This window comes from Limnohabitans sp., from assembly GCF_046052825.1.
Taxonomy (GTDB): domain Bacteria; phylum Pseudomonadota; class Gammaproteobacteria; order Burkholderiales; family Burkholderiaceae_C; genus Limnohabitans.
Map to the genome: position 1 here is coordinate 1 of NZ_JAVLFP010000098.1, position 18,836 is coordinate 18,836.

The window sequence follows — 18,836 nt, forward strand, 5'->3', positions numbered from 1 at the left end:
CTATGCGCTTCTTTCAACCTAGGTGGCAGACAACATGAAACTCAACATCAACGGACGTGTGCACGAGGCCGACGTCGAGCCCGACATGCCCCTCTTGTGGGCCCTGCGTGATGAACTCGACATCAAAGGTCCCAAATTTGGTTGTGGCGTGGCCCAGTGCGGCGCTTGCACGGTGCTTTTGAATGGCGAACCCGTGCGTTCCTGCTCTTACCCTGTGTCTGCTGCGGCGTCCCAAAAAGTAGTCACCATCGAAGGCTTGGCCAACAAGAACGGCACCTTGCATGCGGTGCAGCAAGCTTGGATCGACCACGAAGTGCCGCAGTGCGGTTATTGCCAAGGCGGCCAAATTTTGACGGCCGTGGCCTTGCTCAAGAAAAAGCCCAAGCCGACCGACGAAGACATTGATGCGGCCATGAGCAACATCTGCCGTTGCGGCACCTATGCGCGCATGCGCCAAGCCATCCACGCGGTGGCCAACAAAGGAGCACGCGCATGACCACCTCACACCTCACCGCTGGCGTGGACCGCCGTGGCTTTTTGAAAGTTTCCAGCACCGCCGCTGCGGCCTTGTCGCTGGGTTTTTTCTTGCCCGAAAAAGGCATGGCAGCCACGGCTGAACGCGTCAATGCTTGGATCGAGATTCAAGCCGACGAGACCATCATCATTCGCTATGCCCGGACCGAAATGGGCCAGGGCAGCCGCACCTCGGCCCCCCAGTTGGTGGCTGACGAGCTCGAAGCCGACTGGAAGCAGGTGCGCGTGGAGTACGCCACCGCGCACGAGAACCTGCGCCAAAAACGTGTTTATGGCGACATGGCCGCCGTGGGCAGCCGCACCATCCGCAACTCGCAAGAGTATTTGCGCAAAGCTGGTGCCACTGCGCGTGAAATGCTGATTGCCGCCGCTGCCCAGCAGTGGGGCGTGCCCGCCAGCGAATGCGTGGCGGCTTTGGGCGTGGTGACCCACACCCCAAGCAAACGCAAACTCAGCTATGGCAAGTTGGCCGCTGAAGCTGCCAAGCTGGAGCCACCGAAAGAAGTCAAGCTCAAAGACCCGAAAGACTGGAAGATCATTGGCAAGCCCATCAAGCGGGTGGACATTCCCGACATCGTGACGGGCCGGGTGCGCTACGGCATTGACGCGCAACTGCCTGGCATGTTGTACGCCGCTGTGGCAGCCTGCCCGGTGTTCAATGGCACGGTCAAGTCGCTGGACTCGTCCAAGGTGGACAACCGTCGCGGCATTGTGAAGGTGCTCAACCAAGGCACCTTTGTGGCCGTGGTGGCTGACAACTGGTGGCGCGCCAAAGAGGCCTTGAAAGATGTGGCGATTGAGTGGGACACGGGCGACAACGCCAAGCTCTCCAGCGCCTCCATCATGGCCAGCTTCAAAGAAGGCTTGGACCAACCTCAACTGGCGGTGGCCCGCAACGACGGCAATGCACCTGAGGTGTTGTCCAAAGCCAGCAAGGTGCACGAGGCCGAGTACTTCACGCCTTATTTGGCCCACGCCACCATGGAACCTTTGGTGTGTACCGCTTGGTTGCACGACGGCAAAGTGGAGGTGTGGACCTCTACCCAAAACCCAGAGGGTGTGTTGGCCACGGCGGCTGCGGCTGCGGGTGTGCCCCAAGACCAAGTGTTGGTGCACCCCATGCAACTCGGTGGTGGATTGGGCCGCAAGGGCGCGCAGGACTTCACGCGTCAAGGCGTGTTGATTGCCAAGGCCATGGCAGGCAAGCCCGTGAAGATGGTGTGGACCCGCGAGGAAGACACCCAGCATGACCTGTACCGCCCCGCCAGCTTGGTGCGCATGAAAGCGTCGATGGACGAGGCAGGCAAGGTGCAAGCCCTGCACATCCGCGTCAGCGCGCCCTCCATCTTGGCGACCTTGCTCAAGCTGCCTTTGCCCAACGGCATCGACGGCCAAGCGGTGGCGAGTTTCAACGACCACCCCTACAACATCCCCAACAGCTTGGTCGATTACGCCCAGCGCAACACCAACGTGCCCGTGGGCTTTTGGCGCACGGTGGGCCACTCACAAAACCCGTTTGTGCGCGAGTCGTTCATCGACGAGTTGGCCCATGCCGCAGGCAAAGACCCGCTGGCGTTTCGCCAGTCGTTGTTGGGCGAGAAGTTCGTCAAAGACCGTGCGATTTTGGAAGCCGTGGCCAAGGCCGCCGATTGGGGCAAGCCTTTGCCCAAGGGCGTCTTCCGCGGCATTGCCGAAACCGAGGGCTATGGCAGCTACACCGCCTGTGTGTGCGAGGTGTCGGTGAACGCCAAGTCGGAGGTCAAGATCCACCGCGTGGTGATGGGCATTGACTGCGGCCACGCCGTCAACCCCAACAACATTGAGGCGCAAATCCAAGGCAGCGTGGTGCACGGTTTGACAGCGATTTTCTGGGGCGAGATGACGGTCAAAGATGGCCGCATCGAGCAATCGAACTTCCATGACTACCGCATGATGCGTTTCAACGAGATGCCCAAGGTGCAGGCCGTGATTGCGCCCACCGGCGGCTTCTGGGGCGGTGTGGGTGAGCCGGCCCAAGCACCGCTGGCACCGGCTTTGGCCAACGCCATCTTTGCGGCCACCGGCAAGCGTTTGCGCTCGTTGCCACTCAAGAACCACGGCTTGAGCTTGGCCCGCGGATGATGCAGCGCAGGCAGTGGCTGCACGCCAGTGCGGCGCTGGGGTGTGGCGCGCTGGGTCTGTCAGGTGGGCAGACCAGCGCTTGGGCCCAGGGCATGGTGTCTGGGCGCTTGCGTTCTTTGTCTGAAATGTTGGCGCCTTGGAGCCAGGGGGCATCAGCCCCGGTGCGCCAAGCGGTGCATTTGCAACTGCCCTTGTTGGCCGACAACGGCCATTTGGTGCCTCTGACCGTGCGGGTGGACAGCCCGATGACCGAGGCTGACCATGTGCAAGAAATCGTGCTGGTCTCGCAACGCAACCCTGTCGAGCGCATGGCCACGTTCCATGTGGGGCCGTGGTCAGGCCGGGCCGAAATCAGCACCCGGGTGCGCCTGGCAGGCTCGCAAACGGTGTTGGCGCTGGCGCGCCTGTCAGACGGTCGTTGGTGCTACGACTTGGCGGATGTGATCGCCACCGAGTCTGCCTGCGTGGACGGGTCGTGACGCCATGGCTTTGAATTTGGCGCGCATGTCGTGGCCCGACCGTGTGGTGGTGGGGGATGTGTTCAAGATTCGACTCTTGGTGCAACACCCCATGGAGACGGGCTACTTGCAAGACAACGAGGGGCGCACCGTGCCGCGCAATGTGATCCAAACCTTGAGCTGCCAATGGGTGGGCGAGGGTGCGCCACCGCAAGAGGTGTTTCGGGTCGAGCCGTCGTCGGGCATTTCGGCCAATCCCTTGTTTGAGTTTTATTTGCGTGCCACGCGGTCGGGTGAGCTGTGGTTGCGCTGGATCGACGACGCGGGGCAAATGGGTCAGTTGCGCCAGGTGCTGACGGTGCTCAGCGCCTGAGTGGCTTCACGCGTAGACGTCGACTTCGTTGCCTTTGCCCTCAAACAGGGCCGCTGCACTCGGGTGGCCTGACGCTGCGTTGCCACCTGCCATTGACAGGCTGTCAGATGCGCTGGCACTGAAGGGGCCATCGACCTCTTCAATGGGCGTAGCACCCTTGGTGACGCGCGAGACTTTGGCCACGGGTGGGTAGACCTTGGCCGAGGGGCGGTTGCTGTTGATGTTGTTGACACTCAAGCCCATGGCCTATTCCTTTCTTCGCATGCTGTCTGTATCGGCTCGACACCGCACAACTTGAGTCGGTCACTCTGGGCTAGGTCCCGCAAACGACTCGGGTACTCGCCCCAATGCGGCCTTGATTTCGGGGGGCGTGATACGCTGCATGCCATGACACGATTTTGCATTTTCAAGCGGTTTCTATGGCTGGGACTGGTGCTGAGTGCACCGCTGTGGGCCCAAGAATACCCAGCGCGCCCCATCACGATGGTGATGCCCTATGCCCCGGGTGGTCCTGGCGACGTGATCACGCGCATTTATGCCGCAGCGATGCAAAAGGCCTTGGGCCAGCAAATTGTGGTGGACAACACCGCCGGTGCCTCGGGCACGATTGGCACGGCCAAGGTGGCGCGCAGCAAGCCCGATGGCTACACCCTGTTGATGATCCACGTCAGCCACGCCACCAATTTGGCGATGTTCAAAAACCTCTCCTACAACCCCGTGGATGACTTTGAGCCGATTGGTCTGGCGACCGAAGGCCCGATGGTGGTGGTGGCGCGGCGTGACTTTCCGGCCAAAGATGCCAAAGAATTTGTGGCTTATGTCCGCGACAACGCGGCCAAGTTGAGCATGGGCCACGCTGGGGTGGGCTCGGCCTCTCATTTGTGCAGCTTGATGTTCATGAACGCGCTCAATGTGCAACTGACTTCCGTGCCCTACAAGGGCGCAGCCCCTGCCTTGAACGATGTGATGGGTGGGCAGCTCGATGTGATGTGCGACCAAACCACCAGCACCACACCAGCCACCACCAGTGGTCGCGTCAAGGCCTATTTGGTGGCGGGTAAAACCCGTTTGGCCTCGCTGCCCGAGTTGCCGGCTTTGCCTGAGTTGGGTACGTCGGGCTTTGACATCAGCATCATGTTTGGTTTGTACGCGCCCAAGGGCACGCCCAAGGCGGTGATCGACAAGCTCACCACGGCGCTGCAAGCGGCCATCAAAGACCCGGATGTGAAATCGCGCTTGGGCTCGTTGGGGGCCTTGCCGGTGACAGCAGAGAAGGCGCGTCCTGAATTTTTGCGTGCCCATTTGAAACACGAAATTGAAACGCTCAACCCCTTGTTGATCAAGGCCGGCGTTCAGCCCGACTGACGCCGGAGATGGAGATGACAGCCCCCCGGTTTGCCAACCGACGACACGCTTGGGTCGCCGGTGTGCGTGCGGCCCTGGGCGCGCCCATGGTGGTGCTGTTTGCCGGCATGGTGGGCTTTGGCGCCATGGGCCGCAGCAATGGCTTTGACGTGTGGCTGATGACGGCCAGCAGTTTGCTGATGTTCGCTTTGCCCGGGCAGGTGGTGTTGTTTGAAATGCTGATCACCGGTTCGTCCTTGTTTGCCATGGTGTTGGCGGTGACCTTGTCATCGTCGCGCTTCATCACCATGACCGTGACCTTGTTTCCACAGTTCCACCGCCGCGACCGCAACACCCGCTTGTACGCGGCGGTGCACGTGCTGGCCATGACCGCCTGGGCGGTGTCGATGCGGGAGTTTCAAGCCATGCCTGCCAAGCACCGCTTGGCTTACTTTTTAGGACTGGCCGTGCCATGTTGGTTGGTGTCGGTGCCCGGCACGTATTTGGGCTACCAAGTGGCGGGTTGGGTGTCGCCGCCCGTGATCTTGGCGCTGGTGTTTTTGAACCCCTTGTTCTTTTTGTTGACCTTCACCGAGGTCAAGCCTTGGGCCAACCGTTTGGCGATTCTGCTGGGCTGTTTGTTGGGCCCAGGTTTTTACCTGTGGGACCGTGACACCAGTTTGTTGACCACGGGTTTGGTGGGCGGAACCCTCGCCTATTGGGTCGATCGACGGTGGCTACGCCCTGCACCCCAAGAGGTGCGTCCATGAGCACACCATTGACCGATTGGACACCTTGGCTGGCGTTGGTGGGTGCCAGTGTGGGCACGTATTTTTGCCGCGCCGTTGGCGTTCTGTTGTCTGACCAAATCAACCAAGAGAGCGAGATTTTCCGCTGGCTATCCGCTGTGACCTATGCCATGGTGGCGGCCCTGACGGTGCGCATGATCTTGATGCCCATTGGCGTCTTGGCCCAGGTGCCCATGGTGGTGCGTGTGGCGGTGTGTGCGGTGAGCGTGGGGGTGATGATGTCGCACCCACAGCGTCGCTTGGTGCCGGCCTTGCTGACGGGCACTTTGCTGATCATGAGCTACGGCATCATGGTGTGATCTATTTGAAAATTCAATGAACTCCAATTCTTTCTCCGCACTGCTCAAGCAGCCTCAGTTCCTTCGTTTTTGGTTTGCCCGTTTGGTAGGCATCTTGGCCAATCAAATGCTCATGGTGGCGCTGGCGTGGCATGTGTACGACATGACCTCCAGCGCTTGGGACTTGGGGCTGGTGGGTTTGTTTCAATTCATTCCCGCCTTGTTGATGACCTTGCCTGCGGGCCATGTGGCCGACCGGGTGCACCGGGGGCGGTTGTTTGCTGTGTGCATGTTGGCCGATGCGGTGGTGGGCGTGCTGCTGGTTTGGGGTGTGCAGGGTGACTTTGCCACCCGAGAGTTGATGTTTGCGCTGTCGGTGGTGCTGGGTGTGGCGCGCGCTTTTCAAATGCCGGCGCAACAAGCCATCACACCGATGCTGGTGCCCAACAGTTTGCTCCAACCTGCCATTGCCTTGAGCTCCAGTGGGGTGCAAGTGGCCGTCATTGGTGGCCCTGCTTTGGGTGGCTTGCTGTATGTGTTGGGCCCAACCACCGTGTACATGAGTTGCGCTGTGCTGTTGACGCTGGCCTTTGTCTTGACCTGGTGGGTGGTGTTGCCGCATACCCCACCCGCGCACACGGCCGCCAGTTGGCGCACCGTGATGGCAGGGGTGGTGTTTGTGTGTGAACGACAAGTGTTGTTGGGCGCCATGGCGCTGGATTTGTTTGCCGTGCTGCTGGGCGGTGCCACGGCGTTGTTGCCGATTTATGCGCGCGATATTTTGCATGTGGGGCCCGAGGGCTTGGGGCTGCTGCGGGGCGCCCCTGCGATCGGCGCCCTGGTGGTGTCTTTGATCTTGGCGCGCTGGCCCATGGAGCGCCACGTGGGACATCGACTGCTGTGGGCCGTGGGCGTCTTTGGTTTGGCCACCGTGGCTTTTGGTGTGTCAGAGTCCTTCTGGCTGTCGATGTTGGCGCTCGCCGTGACGGGTGCAGCAGACAACATCAGTGTGGTGACACGCTTGACCTTGATGCAAATGGAAACCCCCGAGGACATGCGGGGCCGCGTGGCTGCGGTCAACGGTATTTTCATTGGGGCCTCTAACCAACTCGGTGAGTTTGAGTCGGGCGCCACGGCGGCTTGGTTGGGGCCTGTGGCGTCGGTGGTGGTGGGCGGCTTGGGCACCATCGTGGTGGCGGTTCTTTGGTTGCGCCTGTTCCCCCAACTGGCAAACCGTGACCGCATGCAATGAATTATTTTTGAAGGACTTCCCATGAAGATGACCCCCTGGCTGCTCTGCAGCGTGATGCTGTGCACCTCTTGGGCCCAAGCGCAAACTCAAACCGCGCACAAGGACTACCCCAACCACCCGATCCGCATGGTGGTGCCGTATGTGGCGGGGGGGCCCATGGATTTCATTGGCCGAGCCCTCAACCAAAAAATGGCGCCGTCTTTGGGGCAGAACTTTGTGATCGACAACCGCGCGGGAGCCGGCGGTGCCATTGGCACTGGGGTGGTGGCCAAGTCGGCACCCGATGGCTACACGCTGCTCAACACCTCGTCGAGCCATGCCAGCTTGCCGGTGGTCTCGCCCGGCTTGAGCTATGACCCCATCAAAGACTTCACGCCGATCACCTTGGTGGCCAACAGCGTGGGCTTTGTCGTGGCGGTGGGGCCGAGTGTGAAGGCCAGCACCTTGCAAGAGTTCATTGCCGACGCCAAAGCGCGCCCAGAAAAACTCAACTATGGCTCGGGCGGTGTGGGCAACGTGATGCAGTTTGCCGCTGAGTTTTTCAACACCAGTGCGGGCACCAAGATCAACCATGTGCCCTACAAGGGCGTGGGCGAGGCGATCACCGATTTGATGGCCGGGCGCATCGATGTGTGCATTGGCTCGGCCACGGCTTTGTTGCCCTTGGTCAAGTCGGGCAAGCTGCGGGCGCTGGCCATCACTGGCAAAACACGTTGGGCCATGATGCCCGACGTGCCCACGGTGGATGAGGCGGGCGTGAGAGGGTTTGTTTACACGCCTTGGTATGGCTTGTGGTACCCGGCAGGCACGCCCACCGAGTACGTGACGCGCATGCGCCAAGAAGTGGTCAAAGCCTTGGATGACCCGGAGGTCAAGCGCTCATTTGCCGAGCAGGGCTATGTGACGGTGGGCTCCACACCCGCTGAGTTTGCCAAGGTGATTGCCGACGAAATCGAGGCCAACAAACGCTTGGCGACCAAGATCAACTTTGCGGCACCTTGAACCGCTCTCAAGCCACCGCACTGAGCGCGCCAAGCACGCTGGGATCAGGTGTCGAGTCGAAGGCAGCACTTGTCGCCACTGGCAGGGCGCTCGACCACCACGCGAACCAAGGTGGGTAAGGCCGCTTTGAGGTGCGTGTGTAAAAACAAACACAGGTTCTCCAAGGTGGCAGGTCCTAAACCCGCCACCTCGTCTAAAAAGTGGTGGTCGAGTTGGGTGCGCACTTTCTCGACTTCTTGGCGCAAGTAGGCCAAATCCATCATCATGCCGGTGGCTGGATCGGGTTCGCCAGACAGGGTGACTTCGGCGTGGTAGGTGTGGCCGTGGATGCGCAGGCTGCCTTGGGCGTCAATGGTTCGGCGCAAGGTGTGTGCGGCTTCAAAGTAGAAGCGTTGGCTCAATTCAAACGTCATCGGATACCAATCAATTTATGGGTTTGCACACTCAGTCGCCACTGCGGGTGGGACTGGCAATAGGCGATGGCGGCTGCGGTGTTGGCCGTGGCATGGGGGCCGTCCATCGGCTGCAGGTAGTGGTATTCAAAGTGGAGTTGTTCAAACTCCTCGGGGTGGTTGCCCGCTTGTGGGTAGACCAGCTTGAGCTCTTGACCGCTGCGCACCACCAAGGCGCTGCCGGCTTTGGGGCTGACGCACAACCAGTCAATGCCCTCAGGCGGCAGCACCGTGCCGTTGGTTTCCACGGCGATGGTGAAGTCTTGGGCGTGCAAGGCTTGAACCAGTGCCGAGTCGACTTGCAACAAGGGCTCTCCACCGGTGAGCACCACCAAACGATGTGCTTGGTCCTTGGGCCAAAACGCGGCAATGGAGAGGGCCAAGTCTTGGGCCGTGGCAAATTTGCCGCCCCCGTCTCCGTCAGTGCCCACAAAGTCGGTGTCACAAAACTGGCAGATGGCGCTGCTGCGGTCTTCTTCTCGTCCGCTCCACAAGTTGCAACCTGCGAAGCGGCAGAACACGGCGGGCCGTCCTGCGTTGGCGCCTTCACCTTGCAAGGTGTAAAACATTTCTTTCACGCTGTATGTCATGGGGACGAACTGTACCGGAGTGCTAACCTCTCGCCATGAAACTCACTTTCTACTTTCCTTCTGTGCGGTGTGTGGTCGGCGGCTTGATCGCCTTTTGTTTGTGGATGACAGGCGCTGTTCATGCCCAAACGTCAGGTGCACAGACGGCTGGATTGGCGCCCAACGGTGTGTTGCGTGCAGTCATCAACTTAGGCAACCCCATCTTGGCTCGGCGGGATGACCGCACGGGTTTGCCGGTGGGTGTGTCGGTCGATCTGGCCCAGCTCTTGGCCCAACGCTTGGGCGTGCCCTTGCAGTTGGTGGTGGTGGATGCCGCCGGCAAAGCGGTGGAAGCGGTCACCCAAGACCGGGCGGACATCGGTTTTTTTGCCCTTGACCCACAGCGGGCGCAAGGCGTGGTGTTCACGCCGGCCTATGTGCAAATTGAGGGCAGCTACTTGGTGAGGCAAGACTCACCCTTGCAGCACAACGACGAGGTGGATGTTGCAGCGCACCGCGTGGTGGTGGGCAAAGGCAGTGCGTACGACTTGTTTTTGACGCGTCATTTGAAGCAGGCTCAGATCGTGCGTGCACCGACCTCACCGCAGGTGGTGGATTTTTTCTTGGCGCAACAGATGGAAGTGGCCGCGGGTGTGAAGCAGCAACTTGAGGCGGATGCTGGGCGTGTGCCCAACGTGCGCTTGTTGCCAGGGCGTTTCATGGTGATTGACCAAGCCATGGGCATGCCCCAAGGTCGCGGACCATCCGCCAGCGCGGTGTTGAACACGTTTGTGCAAGAGATGAAATCCAGCGGCTTTGTGGCGCAAGCCTTGTTGCGACATCGCATCGATGGTGCTTCGGTCGCACCATGAACAGGACTTTGATGAACTTTAAATTGGGTCTGGTGCTGTTGAGCTGCATGGCTCTGAGTGCCCCCGCGCAAGAGCGTTTGACAGGCGATGTGGGTGGCGCTGTCTACAGCACCCAAAAAATCGTCCACAGCACGGGCTCACAGAGCTTGACCTTGCCGTATGCCTACTTTGACTACGGGCGTTTTTACACACGGGTCGATACCTTGGGTGTCAAGACCTTGCGTTTAGGCGATGGCTACTTGGAGTTGGCAGGACGCATCAGTTTGGAAGGTTTCGCAACCGATGCGCCAGCTTTGCATGGCATTGCAGCCAGGGCCAATCCCCTGCCCCTGGGGGTGGGGACCTACCAAGAGACCCCTTGGGGCGCAATATTTGCGTACAGTTTTTACGACAAAACTTCGGGTGGCATGTTGCATGAGCTGACTTATGCCGCTGAGTTTCAAGTGGGCGCGGTGACCGTTTATCCGCAGCTGGGGATAGAGCATCGCACACAAAAGTACGTGCAGCATCTCTACGGTGTGTCCAGCCAAGAGGCGCTCGCCAGTGGCCTAGGGGCATACAGCGCGACGGCTTCTGACACGCCTGTGCTTGCCATGGCCTTTGAGTGGCCAGTGGATGAGGCGTGGCATGTCAATGTGCAATGGCGCCGCCGTTGGTTGGACCGCGCCATCACCCAAAGTCCCTTGGTGTTCACGCAGCGACAAGACAGTGGATTTTTGGCCTTGACGCGCTCTTTCAAATAGAGCCGCGACCTGTGCGCCATCAGGTGCGTTTTCTGAGGGCGCGGCGCAACTCAGGCGACAACACTGTCGGTACCTCAAAGGCTGGCGTGTCCAAGTTGCTGTTGATGGCTTTTTTCAAAAATCGCGCGGTTTCTGAACTGACCATTTCACGTTCGTTGTCGACGGTGATCATGTGGTAGCTGTCGCCCAAATAGATGAAATCTTTCTGGCTCGACGACACGCGCCGATACGCCCACTCGGCGTTTCGGATGTGGACGGTCTCGTCATCGATTGCATGCACAAACAAAACCGGGGCATCGACATCGGGCACATGTTTGATGGCCTGCTTGATCAGTTGTCGCCCTTGCGTGATGTAGTGCATGGTCAATATTTCGGAGCCGCTTTCTGAGATGTGCGCTGTTTTCATGGCCCGCTTGACCATGGCTCGCATCTCTTCGTTTTTGACTCCATAGGGTTCGGCTTCTTGGTAGGTGTAACGGCTGGCAAATGGCAGCCAAGAGGCCCAGTTCAACAAAAATCGGTACCACGGCATGGCCCACCCGTCATAAGACAGGGCAGTTGAAAGCAGGACCAAGGCGTCAAGGCTTTCTCTTTGTGCCAACACCATGGCCAGTGTGGCCCCCATCGAGACCCCCACCACACTGACACTGGCGTGATGCTTGCGCAATTCCCACACATGGTGTTGCACTTGCTCGACCCACGCGGTCCATGGCTGAGCAGGTGTGCCAAAGCAATAGCCGTCAATGTCTGGCACACACACAGAAAAGCCTTGCTGATGGAGCTCTTTGGCCATACGCGACAGTTCGACAGAGTTGGCAGCCAGGCCATGTAACATCAACACACAATGCGGACCTGCTTCGAGGTGAATGCCGCTGTGACAGGTCAGGGATGGGTTCATGGAAATCAAAAATTCAAAAAATTGGGTCAGGTATTCTCAGGAGCAAGCGCTGATGGGGTCGTGCTTGATCACGTTGCTTGCTTTTTTTCTGCGCTACTTTTTGCATCCCTACATTGAACCCTTTGCAGTATTTCACTTTTTCATTGTCGGATGCCTGCTGACGCAATATTTATTCGGCTACAAGTTCTCCGTTTCTGCCATCGTGGTCAGCACTGTCCTAGGCAATTACTTTTTTGTAGAGCCTTATGGTACGTTTGATGTGATCTCCACCAAAGATTTGATCACCTCGATGAATTTCGCACTGGTGACACTGGTCGCTGTTGCGTTCATGGAGTCGTTGCGGCGTTCGGTGTATGCGCGTGAGTTGTTGCTCAAAGTCATGGAGTCGCGGCACAAAATTTCACTGCACAGAGAAAACGACCGTATTTATTACGCCAAAAAAACAGGCGAGGCCTGGGCTATTTTGGAAGAGCTGTTGACCGATTTCGACAAAATCATTCTGATCAAATTCGGCACCGAGGACTTCAAGATCAAGCTTTTGTTTTACAGGTTGGCCACCTACTTTTCGATTCACGATCCGGTCGAGAATTGGCCCATGGCCTTCACGCCAGATGATTTGTCCGTTTTACAAGCGCAGTTGGACGACTCCGCCGTGACGCATACCCAAAACGCTTTCTCTCTTGGCTTTTGCACAGCTCCCAGCCATTACGAGCGTCGTGACGTGTGGGTCGAGCGTTTCAATTTCATGGGCCAATCGCTGGCCGTTCTCAAATTGGCTTGACCATTTGAACGGTGAGACCTGCACGCCCGGTGTTGTGCGTTAGCCAAGCAAGGCGTCCGCAAACTCTTGGGCATTGAAGGTCTCCAGGTCCTCGACAGCCTCACCCACACCGATGAAGTAGACCGGAACTTGCGCGCCGCCTGCGGCCACACGCGTTTGTCCCCACAGGGCGATGGCTGCTAGAACGCCCCCTTTGGCTGTGCCGTCGAGTTTGGTGACGATCAGCCCTGTCAGTCCCAAGGCTTCGTCGAAGGCTTTGACTTGGGCCAACGCGTTTTGCCCCGTGTTGCCGTCAATCACCAGCAACACTTCGTGGGGGGCTGTGGCATCTGCTTTTTGCACCACGCGTTTGATTTTGCTGAGCTCTTGCATCAGGTGCAGTTGCGTGGGCAAGCGCCCGGCCGTGTCGACCAGCACCACATCTCTGCCACGTGCTTTGCCTGCCGTGACGGCGTCAAAGCTCACCGCAGCGGGGTCGCCGCCAGCTTGGCTGACGATTTCCACTTGGTTGCGGTCGGCCCACACCCCGAGTTGTTCTTTGGCGGCAGCGCGGAAGGTGTCGGCCGCGGCCAGCAGCACGGAGGCACCACTGTCGCTCAAATGGCGGGTGAGTTTGCCAATGGAGGTGGTTTTGCCTGCACCGTTGACACCCGCGACCATGATCACGGTGGGTTGGTGTGCCCCAATCTCCAAGGATTTCTCCAACGGTTTGAGCAACTGAGCAATGGAGGTGGCCAAGAGGGCTTTGACTTGCGAAGGCTCGGTGGTGCGACTGTCTTTGACGCGTTGCTTCAAGTCGGTCAGCAGATACTGGGTGGCTTGGACGCCTGCATCGGCCATCAACAAGGCCGCTTCCAGTTCTTCGTACAGCGCATCATCAATTTGTGTGCCGGTGAACACCGTGCTGATGCTTTGCCCCGTGCGGCGCAGGCCTTGTCCCAAACGTGCCATCCAACTTTGACGCGGTCGCTCTGCCGTGGTGTGTGTGTCTGAAGGTGCTTTGTCTGCGGTGAGCGCCAAGGGCACATCCGCGACAGGAGGAGGACTGATTTTTTTCTTGAAAAAGCTAAACATGGGTGGGTGTTTCTAGAATCAAGCCATTCTATGAAACCCACCACCCCTTCCCCTAAATTACCCAAAGGCGCTGGCGAGGTTCGCATCATCGGCGGGCAATGGCGTCGTACCAAGCTGCCTGTGGCTTTGAAGCCAGGGTTACGACCCACCCCGGACCGCGTGCGTGAAACCTTGTTCAACTGGCTCGGTCAATCCCTGTTGGGCTGGCGCTGCGTGGATGCGTTTGCTGGCACGGGGGCCTTGGGGCTAGAAGCTGCTTCGCGCGGCGCCGCGCATGTGCATCTGTGTGAAAGCGATGCGGGCTTGGTGTCACAACTCACCACCCAGGTGGTGCGCCTCAAAGCCAGTGCAGTCCAAGTGCAACGTGGTGACGGCGTGGCTTGCCTCAAACAACAGAGTGCGTCCAGTGTCGACTTGGTGTTCATCGACCCTCCGTTTGACAGCGGTTTGTTTGATGCCGCGTTGCAAGCAGCGGCGCAGGCGGTGAAAGCCGACGGCTTTGTGTATTTGGAGGCGCCCGTGCGATGGGGTGATGAAGCTTTGGCCGTGTTTGGTTTGGCGGTCTACCGTCACCTCAAAGCGGGCACGGTGCATGCCCACCTGCTGCAGCGAATTGCATAATCTGCAAAGCTTTGAATTTTCAGGAGTGTCCATGGACAAGAAGCCCGTGATTGCCGTGTACCCAGGCACCTTTGATCCCATCACCTTGGGCCATGAAGACCTGCTCGTGCGAGCCACCCGCATGTTTGACCGAGTGATCTTGGCGGTGGCCGCAGGGCACCACAAAAAAACCTTGTTCAATTTGGAAGAACGCATGGCCATGGCGCGTGAGGTGATGGCGGCCTTTCCTCAAGTGACGGTGGAGCCGTTCAGCGGCTTGGTGCGCGATTTTGTGCGAACCCACGGTGCACAAGTGATGGTGCGCGGTGTGCGTGCCGTGACCGACTTTGATTACGAGTTTCAACTCGCGGGCATGAACCGCCAACTCATGCCGGATGTGGAGACGGTGTTCCTCACGCCGAGTGCGCAATACCAATTCATCTCCAGTACTTTCGTGCGCGAGATTTCTCAATTGGGCGGTGAGGGCGATGCCAGCGATTTGGTGTCCCCAGCGGTCTACACCCGCTTGATGGCCAAGAAAGCGGCAGCCGCATGATGCTGCTCGGTGACGCATGACCGATTTTTTGCTCATCCGTCATGGTGAGACCGACTGGAACAAAGAGCTTCGGTTCCAGGGGCAGGTGGATGTGCCGCTCAATGCCATAGGCCAGGCCCAGGCGCAGCGTTTGCAAGAGCGTGTGCAGCAGTCGCTCGCCGCTTGGGCTGCGCAGGGACATGTGCCGACGCGTGTCATCAGCAGCGATTTGCTGCGGGCGCAACAAACGGCGCAACCGGTGGCAGAGGTCTTGGGTTGTGAGTTTTTGCTTGAGACAGGCTTGCGCGAGCAGTGCTTTGGCAGCTTTGAAGGCTTGCGTGTGCCAGAAATCAAGGTGCAGCACCCGCAGGCTTGGCAACGCTGGCTGGACTTCGATGCCAATTACGCGGTGACGGGGGCTGAAAGCACGCAGGTGTTCCATGACCGGGTGGTCTCGGCCTTGCAGCGTTTGGCCCAACAGTACGCTGGTGAGCACTTGGTGGTGGTGACACACGGTGGGGTGCTGGACATGGTGTGGCGCAACGCGCAAGCGCTGTCCTTGCATGGTCCGCGCGTGTGTGACATCCCCAATGCTGGCTGGAACCAGGTGGCTTGGTCGGGCGGTTTGCATATTCATGCTTGGGCTGACACTGCGCATTTGCATGGTATGCCGCCACAGCCGGTGTATCGCCCTGCATCCCTCAAGGTGTGAGTGGGGCTGGGATAATCGGGTTTTAGTTCACGACCCTACTTGGATGCTGCCATGGCCTTGATGATCACCGACGAATGCATCAACTGTGATGTGTGTGAGCCTGAGTGCCCTAATGAAGCCATTTTTTTAGGGCCCGAGATTTATGAAATCAACCCCGACAAATGCACCGAATGCGTAGGGCACTTTGACGAGCCTCAGTGCGTTCAGGTGTGCCCCGTGGCCTGTATCCCTGTCAACCCGCAGCGGGTGGAAGGACGCGATGCACTGATGGCCAAGTTTCGTGTGTTGATGACAGCCGTTTCACCGTCTGCTGCGCCCATCCTGTCTCTGCCAGAGGGGGCGCCCAAAGCCTGAATTGCCTCACGGTTTTTGTGCCGTGTCTGAGCTGGTTTTTTTCTTGGTGGCTTGCTTTGCCTCACGGCTGCTTGATTGGGCGCTGCCATCTTTTGCGGTGAAGTAAGGGTTGGCCTTCTGGCTGCGTGCGTGATGCGGTGCTGCCAAAGTGTCTGGGGCTGCGCCTGAAGATTGCGTGACGGCCCGGTCTTGTGGCCAAGCGGGCGTGACAGTTGGCGAATGCACAGATGCTCGGCGTTCGGATTGGAGTCGATTTTTCTCTAAGGCTTGCGCATCGCGCTGAGTCTGCAGTGTCAAACGTTCTTGCGCTTTGGTTTGCTCCGCATTGCGTGTGTCTTGCACCGTGGGGGTTGTGCTGTTTTGGCACGATGCTGTGGGGCTGTATTGGTCGCCACATCGGTACACCGTTTGAGCCCTTGCCCCAAACGGGGTGAGCCACAGCAGCAGCGCAACCAGGCCACCAAGGGTGCTTGTGTGGTTACTCTGAGCCCTTGAGTGACGGCTGGGGTGACGCTGTGACATGCCCTGACTCCTCTGACTTAGCCAGCGTGGCCGGCCTTGGAGGTTTGGGCCGGGGCGGCTTGGCGGTGTGGACCATTTGCGTGGCTTTGACCATGTCACCCGAGAGCAAATGCGGCAAAGCCAAGGAGGTGCGTGTCACGCAGTCTTCAATGGCACTGCGTTGGTCGGGGGCTGGCTTTTTCAGCACCCAGTTGGCAACCTCAGACTTCACGCCCGGATGACCGATGCCGATGCGCAGTCGCCAGTACTGGTCTGTGCCGAGCTGCGCATGGATATCGCGCAGACCATTGTGCCCAGCATGGCTGCCGCCGAGTTTGAGTTTGGCTTCGCCAGGTTGAATGTCCAACTCGTCGTGTGCGACCAAAATTTCATCGGGCTGAATTTTGAAAAATCGAGCCAGTGCCGCCACCGACTTGCCCGACACGTTCATGAATGTTTGGGGTTCAAGCAGCCAAATGTGGTGCCCATGCAAGCTGGTGCGTGCGACCAGGCCGTGGTAAGCGCGGTCGGGTTGCAAGTGCACTTTGAGATCGCGTGCGACCGTGTCAATCCACCAAAAACCTGCGTTATGGCGAGTTGCTTCGTATTCGGTGCCTGGGTTTCCAAGGCCAACTAAGAGCTTGATCATGAGGGCTGATTATCCGGTGTGCATTCCAACGAAAACGGCCCACCGAAGTGGGCCGTTCGCAGAGAGGCTCAGAAGATTACTTCTTGCCAGCCGCTGCCGCCGCCGCTTGAGCGGGGGTTGGTTCGTCAGCCTTGGTGGCCACAACTGCGACCAACACGGGGTTGACTTTGCCTTTGGTCACGGCAGTCACGCCAGCAGGCAGTTTGATGTCGTTGAGGTGCAAGGAATGACCCTTGGTCAAATGGCTAAGGTCAACAGCGATGAACTCAGGCAAGTCTTTGGGCAAGCAAGAGACTTCGAGTTCGGTGGCGACGTGGTTGATCAAGCACTGGTCCACCTTGGCGGCGGGCGAGTTCTCTTCACCGCTGTAGTGCAAAGGCACTTTCTTGTTCATTTTGGTGTTGGCATCGATGCGTTGGAAATCGATGTGCAACACGAGTTGCTTGAACGGGTGGTATTGCACATCGCGCAACAGCACCTCAGTGTCTTTGCCGTTGAGTTCCATTTGCAAGACAGAAGCGTGGAAGGCTTCTTTCTTGAGAGCGTGCCACAAAGCGTTGTGGTCCAACTCGATCAACAAAGGTTCAACCGTGCCACCGTAGACGATGCCAGGTGTACGACCGGTGATACGCAGACGGCGGCTCGCACCCGTTCCCTGCTTGCTGCGCTCAAAAGCGACGAATTTCATAGTTTCACTCCAGTAAGAGCCCACCGCGACCAGTGTGGCTCCAGTTTCAAAAAGGGCTGACGAGCAGCCCAGGACAATGTTCAGCGACTTGCAACCCCGCTGTTCAGAACAGCTGGTCTTGGTCCGAGAACAAACTCATGACCGACTCACCTTTGGCAATGCGCTGGATCGTTTCTGCGATCAGCGGTGCCACCGAGAGTTGGCGAATTTTTTTGCAGGCACGCCCAGCTTCGCTGAGCGGGATGGTATTGGTGACCACCACTTCGTCCAAGGCATTGCCTTTGGCAATGCGTTCGATGGCAGGCCCAGAAAAAATAGGGTGTGTGCAGTAGGCGTAGACCTTTTTTGCGCCGCGCTCTTTCAGAACCTCGGCGGCTTTGACCAAGGTGCCTGCGGTGTCGATCATGTCGTCCATGATGACGCAGTTGCGGCCCTCGATGTCACCAATCACGTTCATCACCTCGGACACGTTGGCTTTGGGACGACGCTTGTCGATGATGGCCAAGTCGCAGCCCAACTGCTTTGCCAATGCGCGGGCACGTACCACGCCACCCACATCAGGCGAAACGACGATCAGATCGTCGTAATTTTTGAGGCGCAAGTCACCCAAGAGCACAGGGGAGGCATAGATGTTGTCGACCGGGATGTTGAAGAAGCCTTGAATTTGGTCAGCATGCAAGTCCATGGTCAAAACGCTGGCCACGCCCACGGTTTGCAGCAAGTCAGCCACCATCTTGGCGGAAATCGGCACACGACTGGAGCGTGGGCGACGGTCTTGACGGGCGTAGCCGAAGTAGGGAATGACGGCGCTGATGCGCTCTGCCGAGGCGCGCTTCAAGGCGTCCACCATGATGAGCAATTCCATCAAACTTTCGTTGGTGGGAGCGCATGTGCTTTGCACCACGAAGACGTCGCGGGCCCGAACGTTTTGGTTGATTTCTACGGTGACTTCACCGTCAGAGAAGCGTCCGACGTTGGCTGCACCCAACTCGATGCCAAGGTGCTTGGCAATTTCGGCAGCCATCGTTGGATTGGCATTGCCAGTGAAAACCATGAAGTCAGGAGTAGGGGTCGACATGATGACGGTGACTTTCGCTTCTGGACCAATGACGCCAATCTGCCGTCACATGCAAACCAAGCACTTGGGTGCTTGAAAATTTTGGCAGGGGAAGAAGGACTCGAACCTTCGCATGCCGGAATCAAAATCCGGTGCCTTAACCAACTTGGCGACTCCCCT

The 18,836-nt window shown here is 58.6% G+C and carries 25 protein-coding genes and 1 tRNA gene; 16 read left to right on the plus strand and 10 right to left on the minus strand.

From position 1 onward, the window contains the following. Window positions 1-34 precede the first annotated feature (34 nt). The 4 genes from ACKWJN_RS15395 to ACKWJN_RS15410 are packed head-to-tail and all read left to right on the plus strand — an operon-like array spanning window position 35 to window position 3,486. The gene (locus ACKWJN_RS15395; RefSeq protein ID WP_100143775.1) at window positions 35-496 is read left to right on the plus strand and encodes a (2Fe-2S)-binding protein; all 462 of its coding nucleotides are present in this window, start codon (window positions 35-37) and stop codon (window positions 494-496) included. Continuing rightward, complete coding sequence (locus ACKWJN_RS15400; protein ID WP_408598348.1) at window positions 493-2,655, plus strand: molybdopterin cofactor-binding domain-containing protein; 2,163 nt, start codon at window positions 493-495, stop codon at window positions 2,653-2,655. Before ACKWJN_RS15395 ends, ACKWJN_RS15400 begins: the two co-directional genes overlap by 4 nt. Continuing rightward, window positions 2,655-3,134, plus strand: coding sequence for a thiosulfate oxidation carrier protein SoxY (locus ACKWJN_RS15405; protein WP_408598350.1), 480 nt, complete (start codon window positions 2,655-2,657; stop codon window positions 3,132-3,134). Before ACKWJN_RS15400 ends, ACKWJN_RS15405 begins: the two co-directional genes overlap by 1 nt. Window positions 3,135-3,138: 4 nt before the next feature. Then, entirely contained in the window at window positions 3,139-3,486 is a 348-nt protein-coding gene (locus ACKWJN_RS15410; protein WP_408598352.1) for a thiosulfate oxidation carrier complex protein SoxZ, read from the plus strand. 6 nt (window positions 3,487-3,492) lie between these two features. On the opposite strand, the gene ACKWJN_RS15415 is transcribed toward ACKWJN_RS15410, so the two are convergent. Further along, window positions 3,493-3,729, minus strand: coding sequence for a hypothetical protein (locus ACKWJN_RS15415; protein WP_408598354.1), 237 nt, complete (start codon window positions 3,727-3,729; stop codon window positions 3,493-3,495). A gap of 144 nt (window positions 3,730-3,873) precedes the next feature. Between ACKWJN_RS15415 and ACKWJN_RS15420 the strand changes: the two genes are divergently transcribed. The 5 genes from ACKWJN_RS15420 to ACKWJN_RS15440 are packed head-to-tail and all read left to right on the plus strand — an operon-like array spanning window position 3,874 to window position 8,171. Continuing rightward, complete coding sequence (locus ACKWJN_RS15420) at window positions 3,874-4,851, plus strand: tripartite tricarboxylate transporter substrate-binding protein (protein WP_408598356.1); 978 nt, start codon at window positions 3,874-3,876, stop codon at window positions 4,849-4,851. 14 nt (window positions 4,852-4,865) lie between these two features. After that, a complete protein-coding gene (locus ACKWJN_RS15425; protein WP_408598358.1) occupies window positions 4,866-5,600 on the plus strand; it encodes an AzlC family ABC transporter permease in 735 nt (244 codons plus the stop codon). Then, window positions 5,597-5,938, plus strand: a complete 342-nt coding sequence (locus tag ACKWJN_RS15430) for an AzlD domain-containing protein (protein WP_408598360.1) — start codon at window positions 5,597-5,599, stop codon at window positions 5,936-5,938. Before ACKWJN_RS15425 ends, ACKWJN_RS15430 begins: the two co-directional genes overlap by 4 nt. 16 nt (window positions 5,939-5,954) lie before the next feature. Next, a complete protein-coding gene (locus ACKWJN_RS15435) occupies window positions 5,955-7,169 on the plus strand; it encodes an MFS transporter (protein WP_408598362.1) in 1,215 nt (404 codons plus the stop codon). Between the two features lie 21 nt (window positions 7,170-7,190). Continuing rightward, window positions 7,191-8,171, plus strand: coding sequence for a tripartite tricarboxylate transporter substrate binding protein (locus tag ACKWJN_RS15440; protein WP_408598364.1), 981 nt, complete (start codon window positions 7,191-7,193; stop codon window positions 8,169-8,171). Window positions 8,172-8,215: 44 nt separating this feature from the next. On the opposite strand, the gene ACKWJN_RS15445 is transcribed toward ACKWJN_RS15440, so the two are convergent. Continuing rightward, complete coding sequence (locus tag ACKWJN_RS15445) at window positions 8,216-8,584, minus strand: 6-pyruvoyl trahydropterin synthase family protein (protein WP_408598366.1); 369 nt, start codon at window positions 8,582-8,584, stop codon at window positions 8,216-8,218. After that, entirely contained in the window at window positions 8,581-9,213 is a 633-nt protein-coding gene (gene queE / locus ACKWJN_RS15450) for a 7-carboxy-7-deazaguanine synthase (protein ID WP_408598368.1), read from the minus strand. The genes ACKWJN_RS15445 and queE overlap by 4 nt, the downstream gene beginning before the upstream one ends. Window positions 9,214-9,317: 104 nt before the next feature. Here queE and ACKWJN_RS15455 point away from each other — a divergent pair, with 104 nt between their 5' ends. Then, entirely contained in the window at window positions 9,318-10,064 is a 747-nt protein-coding gene (locus tag ACKWJN_RS15455; protein WP_408598470.1) for an ABC transporter substrate-binding protein, read from the plus strand. Between the two features lie 11 nt (window positions 10,065-10,075). After that, window positions 10,076-10,807, plus strand: coding sequence for a MipA/OmpV family protein (locus tag ACKWJN_RS15460; RefSeq protein ID WP_408598370.1), 732 nt, complete (start codon window positions 10,076-10,078; stop codon window positions 10,805-10,807). A gap of 19 nt (window positions 10,808-10,826) precedes the next feature. Here ACKWJN_RS15460 and ACKWJN_RS15465 read toward each other — a convergent pair whose 3' ends face one another. Further along, window positions 10,827-11,705: an alpha/beta hydrolase gene (locus ACKWJN_RS15465; protein WP_408598372.1), complete on the minus strand. Its 879-nt coding sequence runs from the start codon at window positions 11,703-11,705 to the stop codon at window positions 10,827-10,829. A gap of 64 nt (window positions 11,706-11,769) precedes the next feature. On the opposite strand from ACKWJN_RS15465, the gene ACKWJN_RS15470 reads away from it, so the two are divergent. Beyond that, window positions 11,770-12,486, plus strand: coding sequence for a DUF4118 domain-containing protein (locus tag ACKWJN_RS15470; RefSeq protein ID WP_408598374.1), 717 nt, complete (start codon window positions 11,770-11,772; stop codon window positions 12,484-12,486). A gap of 39 nt (window positions 12,487-12,525) precedes the next feature. On the opposite strand, the gene ftsY is transcribed toward ACKWJN_RS15470, so the two are convergent. Beyond that, window positions 12,526-13,560, minus strand: a complete 1,035-nt coding sequence (gene ftsY / locus ACKWJN_RS15475) for a signal recognition particle-docking protein FtsY (RefSeq protein ID WP_408598376.1) — start codon at window positions 13,558-13,560, stop codon at window positions 12,526-12,528. Between the two features lie 30 nt (window positions 13,561-13,590). Between ftsY and rsmD the strand changes: the two genes are divergently transcribed. Genes rsmD through ACKWJN_RS15495 form a run of 4 tightly spaced genes read left to right on the plus strand, consistent with a single transcriptional unit; the run spans window position 13,591 to window position 15,761 of the window. Further along, a complete protein-coding gene (rsmD, locus tag ACKWJN_RS15480) occupies window positions 13,591-14,181 on the plus strand; it encodes a 16S rRNA (guanine(966)-N(2))-methyltransferase RsmD (protein WP_408598378.1) in 591 nt (196 codons plus the stop codon). A gap of 31 nt (window positions 14,182-14,212) precedes the next feature. Further along, entirely contained in the window at window positions 14,213-14,716 is a 504-nt protein-coding gene (gene coaD, locus ACKWJN_RS15485) for a pantetheine-phosphate adenylyltransferase (protein WP_408598380.1), read from the plus strand. Between the two features lie 16 nt (window positions 14,717-14,732). After that, window positions 14,733-15,407, plus strand: coding sequence for a histidine phosphatase family protein (locus tag ACKWJN_RS15490; RefSeq protein ID WP_408598382.1), 675 nt, complete (start codon window positions 14,733-14,735; stop codon window positions 15,405-15,407). A gap of 51 nt (window positions 15,408-15,458) precedes the next feature. Next, window positions 15,459-15,761, plus strand: coding sequence for a YfhL family 4Fe-4S dicluster ferredoxin (locus tag ACKWJN_RS15495; RefSeq protein ID WP_408598384.1), 303 nt, complete (start codon window positions 15,459-15,461; stop codon window positions 15,759-15,761). 6 nt (window positions 15,762-15,767) lie between these two features. Here the strand turns inward: ACKWJN_RS15495 and ACKWJN_RS15500 are convergent, their stop codons facing one another. The 5 genes from ACKWJN_RS15500 to ACKWJN_RS15520 all read right to left on the minus strand — a co-directional run bounded on the left by ACKWJN_RS15500 (window position 15,768) and on the right by ACKWJN_RS15520 (window position 18,836). Beyond that, entirely contained in the window at window positions 15,768-16,283 is a 516-nt protein-coding gene (locus ACKWJN_RS15500) for a hypothetical protein (RefSeq protein ID WP_408598474.1), read from the minus strand. After that, window positions 16,240-16,911, minus strand: a complete 672-nt coding sequence (gene pth / locus ACKWJN_RS15505) for an aminoacyl-tRNA hydrolase (RefSeq protein ID WP_408598386.1) — start codon at window positions 16,909-16,911, stop codon at window positions 16,240-16,242. Before pth ends, ACKWJN_RS15500 begins: the two co-directional genes overlap by 44 nt. 76 nt (window positions 16,912-16,987) lie before the next feature. After that, complete coding sequence (locus tag ACKWJN_RS15510) at window positions 16,988-17,599, minus strand: 50S ribosomal protein L25/general stress protein Ctc (RefSeq protein ID WP_408598388.1); 612 nt, start codon at window positions 17,597-17,599, stop codon at window positions 16,988-16,990. Between the two features lie 103 nt (window positions 17,600-17,702). Next, a complete protein-coding gene (locus tag ACKWJN_RS15515) occupies window positions 17,703-18,677 on the minus strand; it encodes a ribose-phosphate pyrophosphokinase (RefSeq protein ID WP_408598390.1) in 975 nt (324 codons plus the stop codon). A gap of 82 nt (window positions 18,678-18,759) precedes the next feature. Continuing rightward, window positions 18,760-18,836, minus strand: a tRNA-Gln gene (locus ACKWJN_RS15520).

Excerpts from the sequence above, each read along its gene's own strand:
- ACKWJN_RS15395 (WP_100143775.1), top strand. The coding sequence starts at position 35 with ATGAAACTCAACATCAACGGACGTGTGCACGAGGCCGACGTCGAGCCC.
- ACKWJN_RS15400 (WP_408598348.1), top strand. The coding sequence starts at position 493 with ATGACCACCTCACACCTCACCGCTGGCGTGGACCGCCGTGGCTTTTTG.
- ACKWJN_RS15405 (WP_408598350.1), top strand. The coding sequence starts at position 2,655 with ATGCAGCGCAGGCAGTGGCTGCACGCCAGTGCGGCGCTGGGGTGTGGC.
- ACKWJN_RS15410 (WP_408598352.1), top strand. The coding sequence starts at position 3,139 with ATGGCTTTGAATTTGGCGCGCATGTCGTGGCCCGACCGTGTGGTGGTG.
- ACKWJN_RS15415 (WP_408598354.1), bottom strand. The coding sequence starts at position 3,729 with ATGGGCTTGAGTGTCAACAACATCAACAGCAACCGCCCCTCGGCCAAG.
- ACKWJN_RS15420 (WP_408598356.1), top strand. The coding sequence starts at position 3,874 with ATGACACGATTTTGCATTTTCAAGCGGTTTCTATGGCTGGGACTGGTG.
- ACKWJN_RS15425 (WP_408598358.1), top strand. The coding sequence starts at position 4,866 with ATGACAGCCCCCCGGTTTGCCAACCGACGACACGCTTGGGTCGCCGGT.
- ACKWJN_RS15430 (WP_408598360.1), top strand. The coding sequence starts at position 5,597 with ATGAGCACACCATTGACCGATTGGACACCTTGGCTGGCGTTGGTGGGT.
- ACKWJN_RS15435 (WP_408598362.1), top strand. The coding sequence starts at position 5,955 with ATGAACTCCAATTCTTTCTCCGCACTGCTCAAGCAGCCTCAGTTCCTT.
- ACKWJN_RS15440 (WP_408598364.1), top strand. The coding sequence starts at position 7,191 with ATGAAGATGACCCCCTGGCTGCTCTGCAGCGTGATGCTGTGCACCTCT.
- ACKWJN_RS15445 (WP_408598366.1), bottom strand. The coding sequence starts at position 8,584 with ATGACGTTTGAATTGAGCCAACGCTTCTACTTTGAAGCCGCACACACC.
- queE (WP_408598368.1), bottom strand. The coding sequence starts at position 9,213 with ATGACATACAGCGTGAAAGAAATGTTTTACACCTTGCAAGGTGAAGGC.
- ACKWJN_RS15455 (WP_408598470.1), top strand. The coding sequence starts at position 9,318 with ATGACAGGCGCTGTTCATGCCCAAACGTCAGGTGCACAGACGGCTGGA.
- ACKWJN_RS15460 (WP_408598370.1), top strand. The coding sequence starts at position 10,076 with ATGAACTTTAAATTGGGTCTGGTGCTGTTGAGCTGCATGGCTCTGAGT.
- ACKWJN_RS15465 (WP_408598372.1), bottom strand. The coding sequence starts at position 11,705 with ATGAACCCATCCCTGACCTGTCACAGCGGCATTCACCTCGAAGCAGGT.
- ftsY (WP_408598376.1), bottom strand. The coding sequence starts at position 13,560 with ATGTTTAGCTTTTTCAAGAAAAAAATCAGTCCTCCTCCTGTCGCGGAT.
- rsmD (WP_408598378.1), top strand. The coding sequence starts at position 13,591 with ATGAAACCCACCACCCCTTCCCCTAAATTACCCAAAGGCGCTGGCGAG.
- coaD (WP_408598380.1), top strand. The coding sequence starts at position 14,213 with ATGGACAAGAAGCCCGTGATTGCCGTGTACCCAGGCACCTTTGATCCC.
- ACKWJN_RS15490 (WP_408598382.1), top strand. The coding sequence starts at position 14,733 with ATGACCGATTTTTTGCTCATCCGTCATGGTGAGACCGACTGGAACAAA.
- ACKWJN_RS15495 (WP_408598384.1), top strand. The coding sequence starts at position 15,459 with ATGGCCTTGATGATCACCGACGAATGCATCAACTGTGATGTGTGTGAG.
- ACKWJN_RS15500 (WP_408598474.1), bottom strand. The coding sequence starts at position 16,283 with ATGTCACAGCGTCACCCCAGCCGTCACTCAAGGGCTCAGAGTAACCAC.
- pth (WP_408598386.1), bottom strand. The coding sequence starts at position 16,911 with ATGATCAAGCTCTTAGTTGGCCTTGGAAACCCAGGCACCGAATACGAA.
- ACKWJN_RS15510 (WP_408598388.1), bottom strand. The coding sequence starts at position 17,599 with ATGAAATTCGTCGCTTTTGAGCGCAGCAAGCAGGGAACGGGTGCGAGC.
- ACKWJN_RS15515 (WP_408598390.1), bottom strand. The coding sequence starts at position 18,677 with ATGTCGACCCCTACTCCTGACTTCATGGTTTTCACTGGCAATGCCAAT.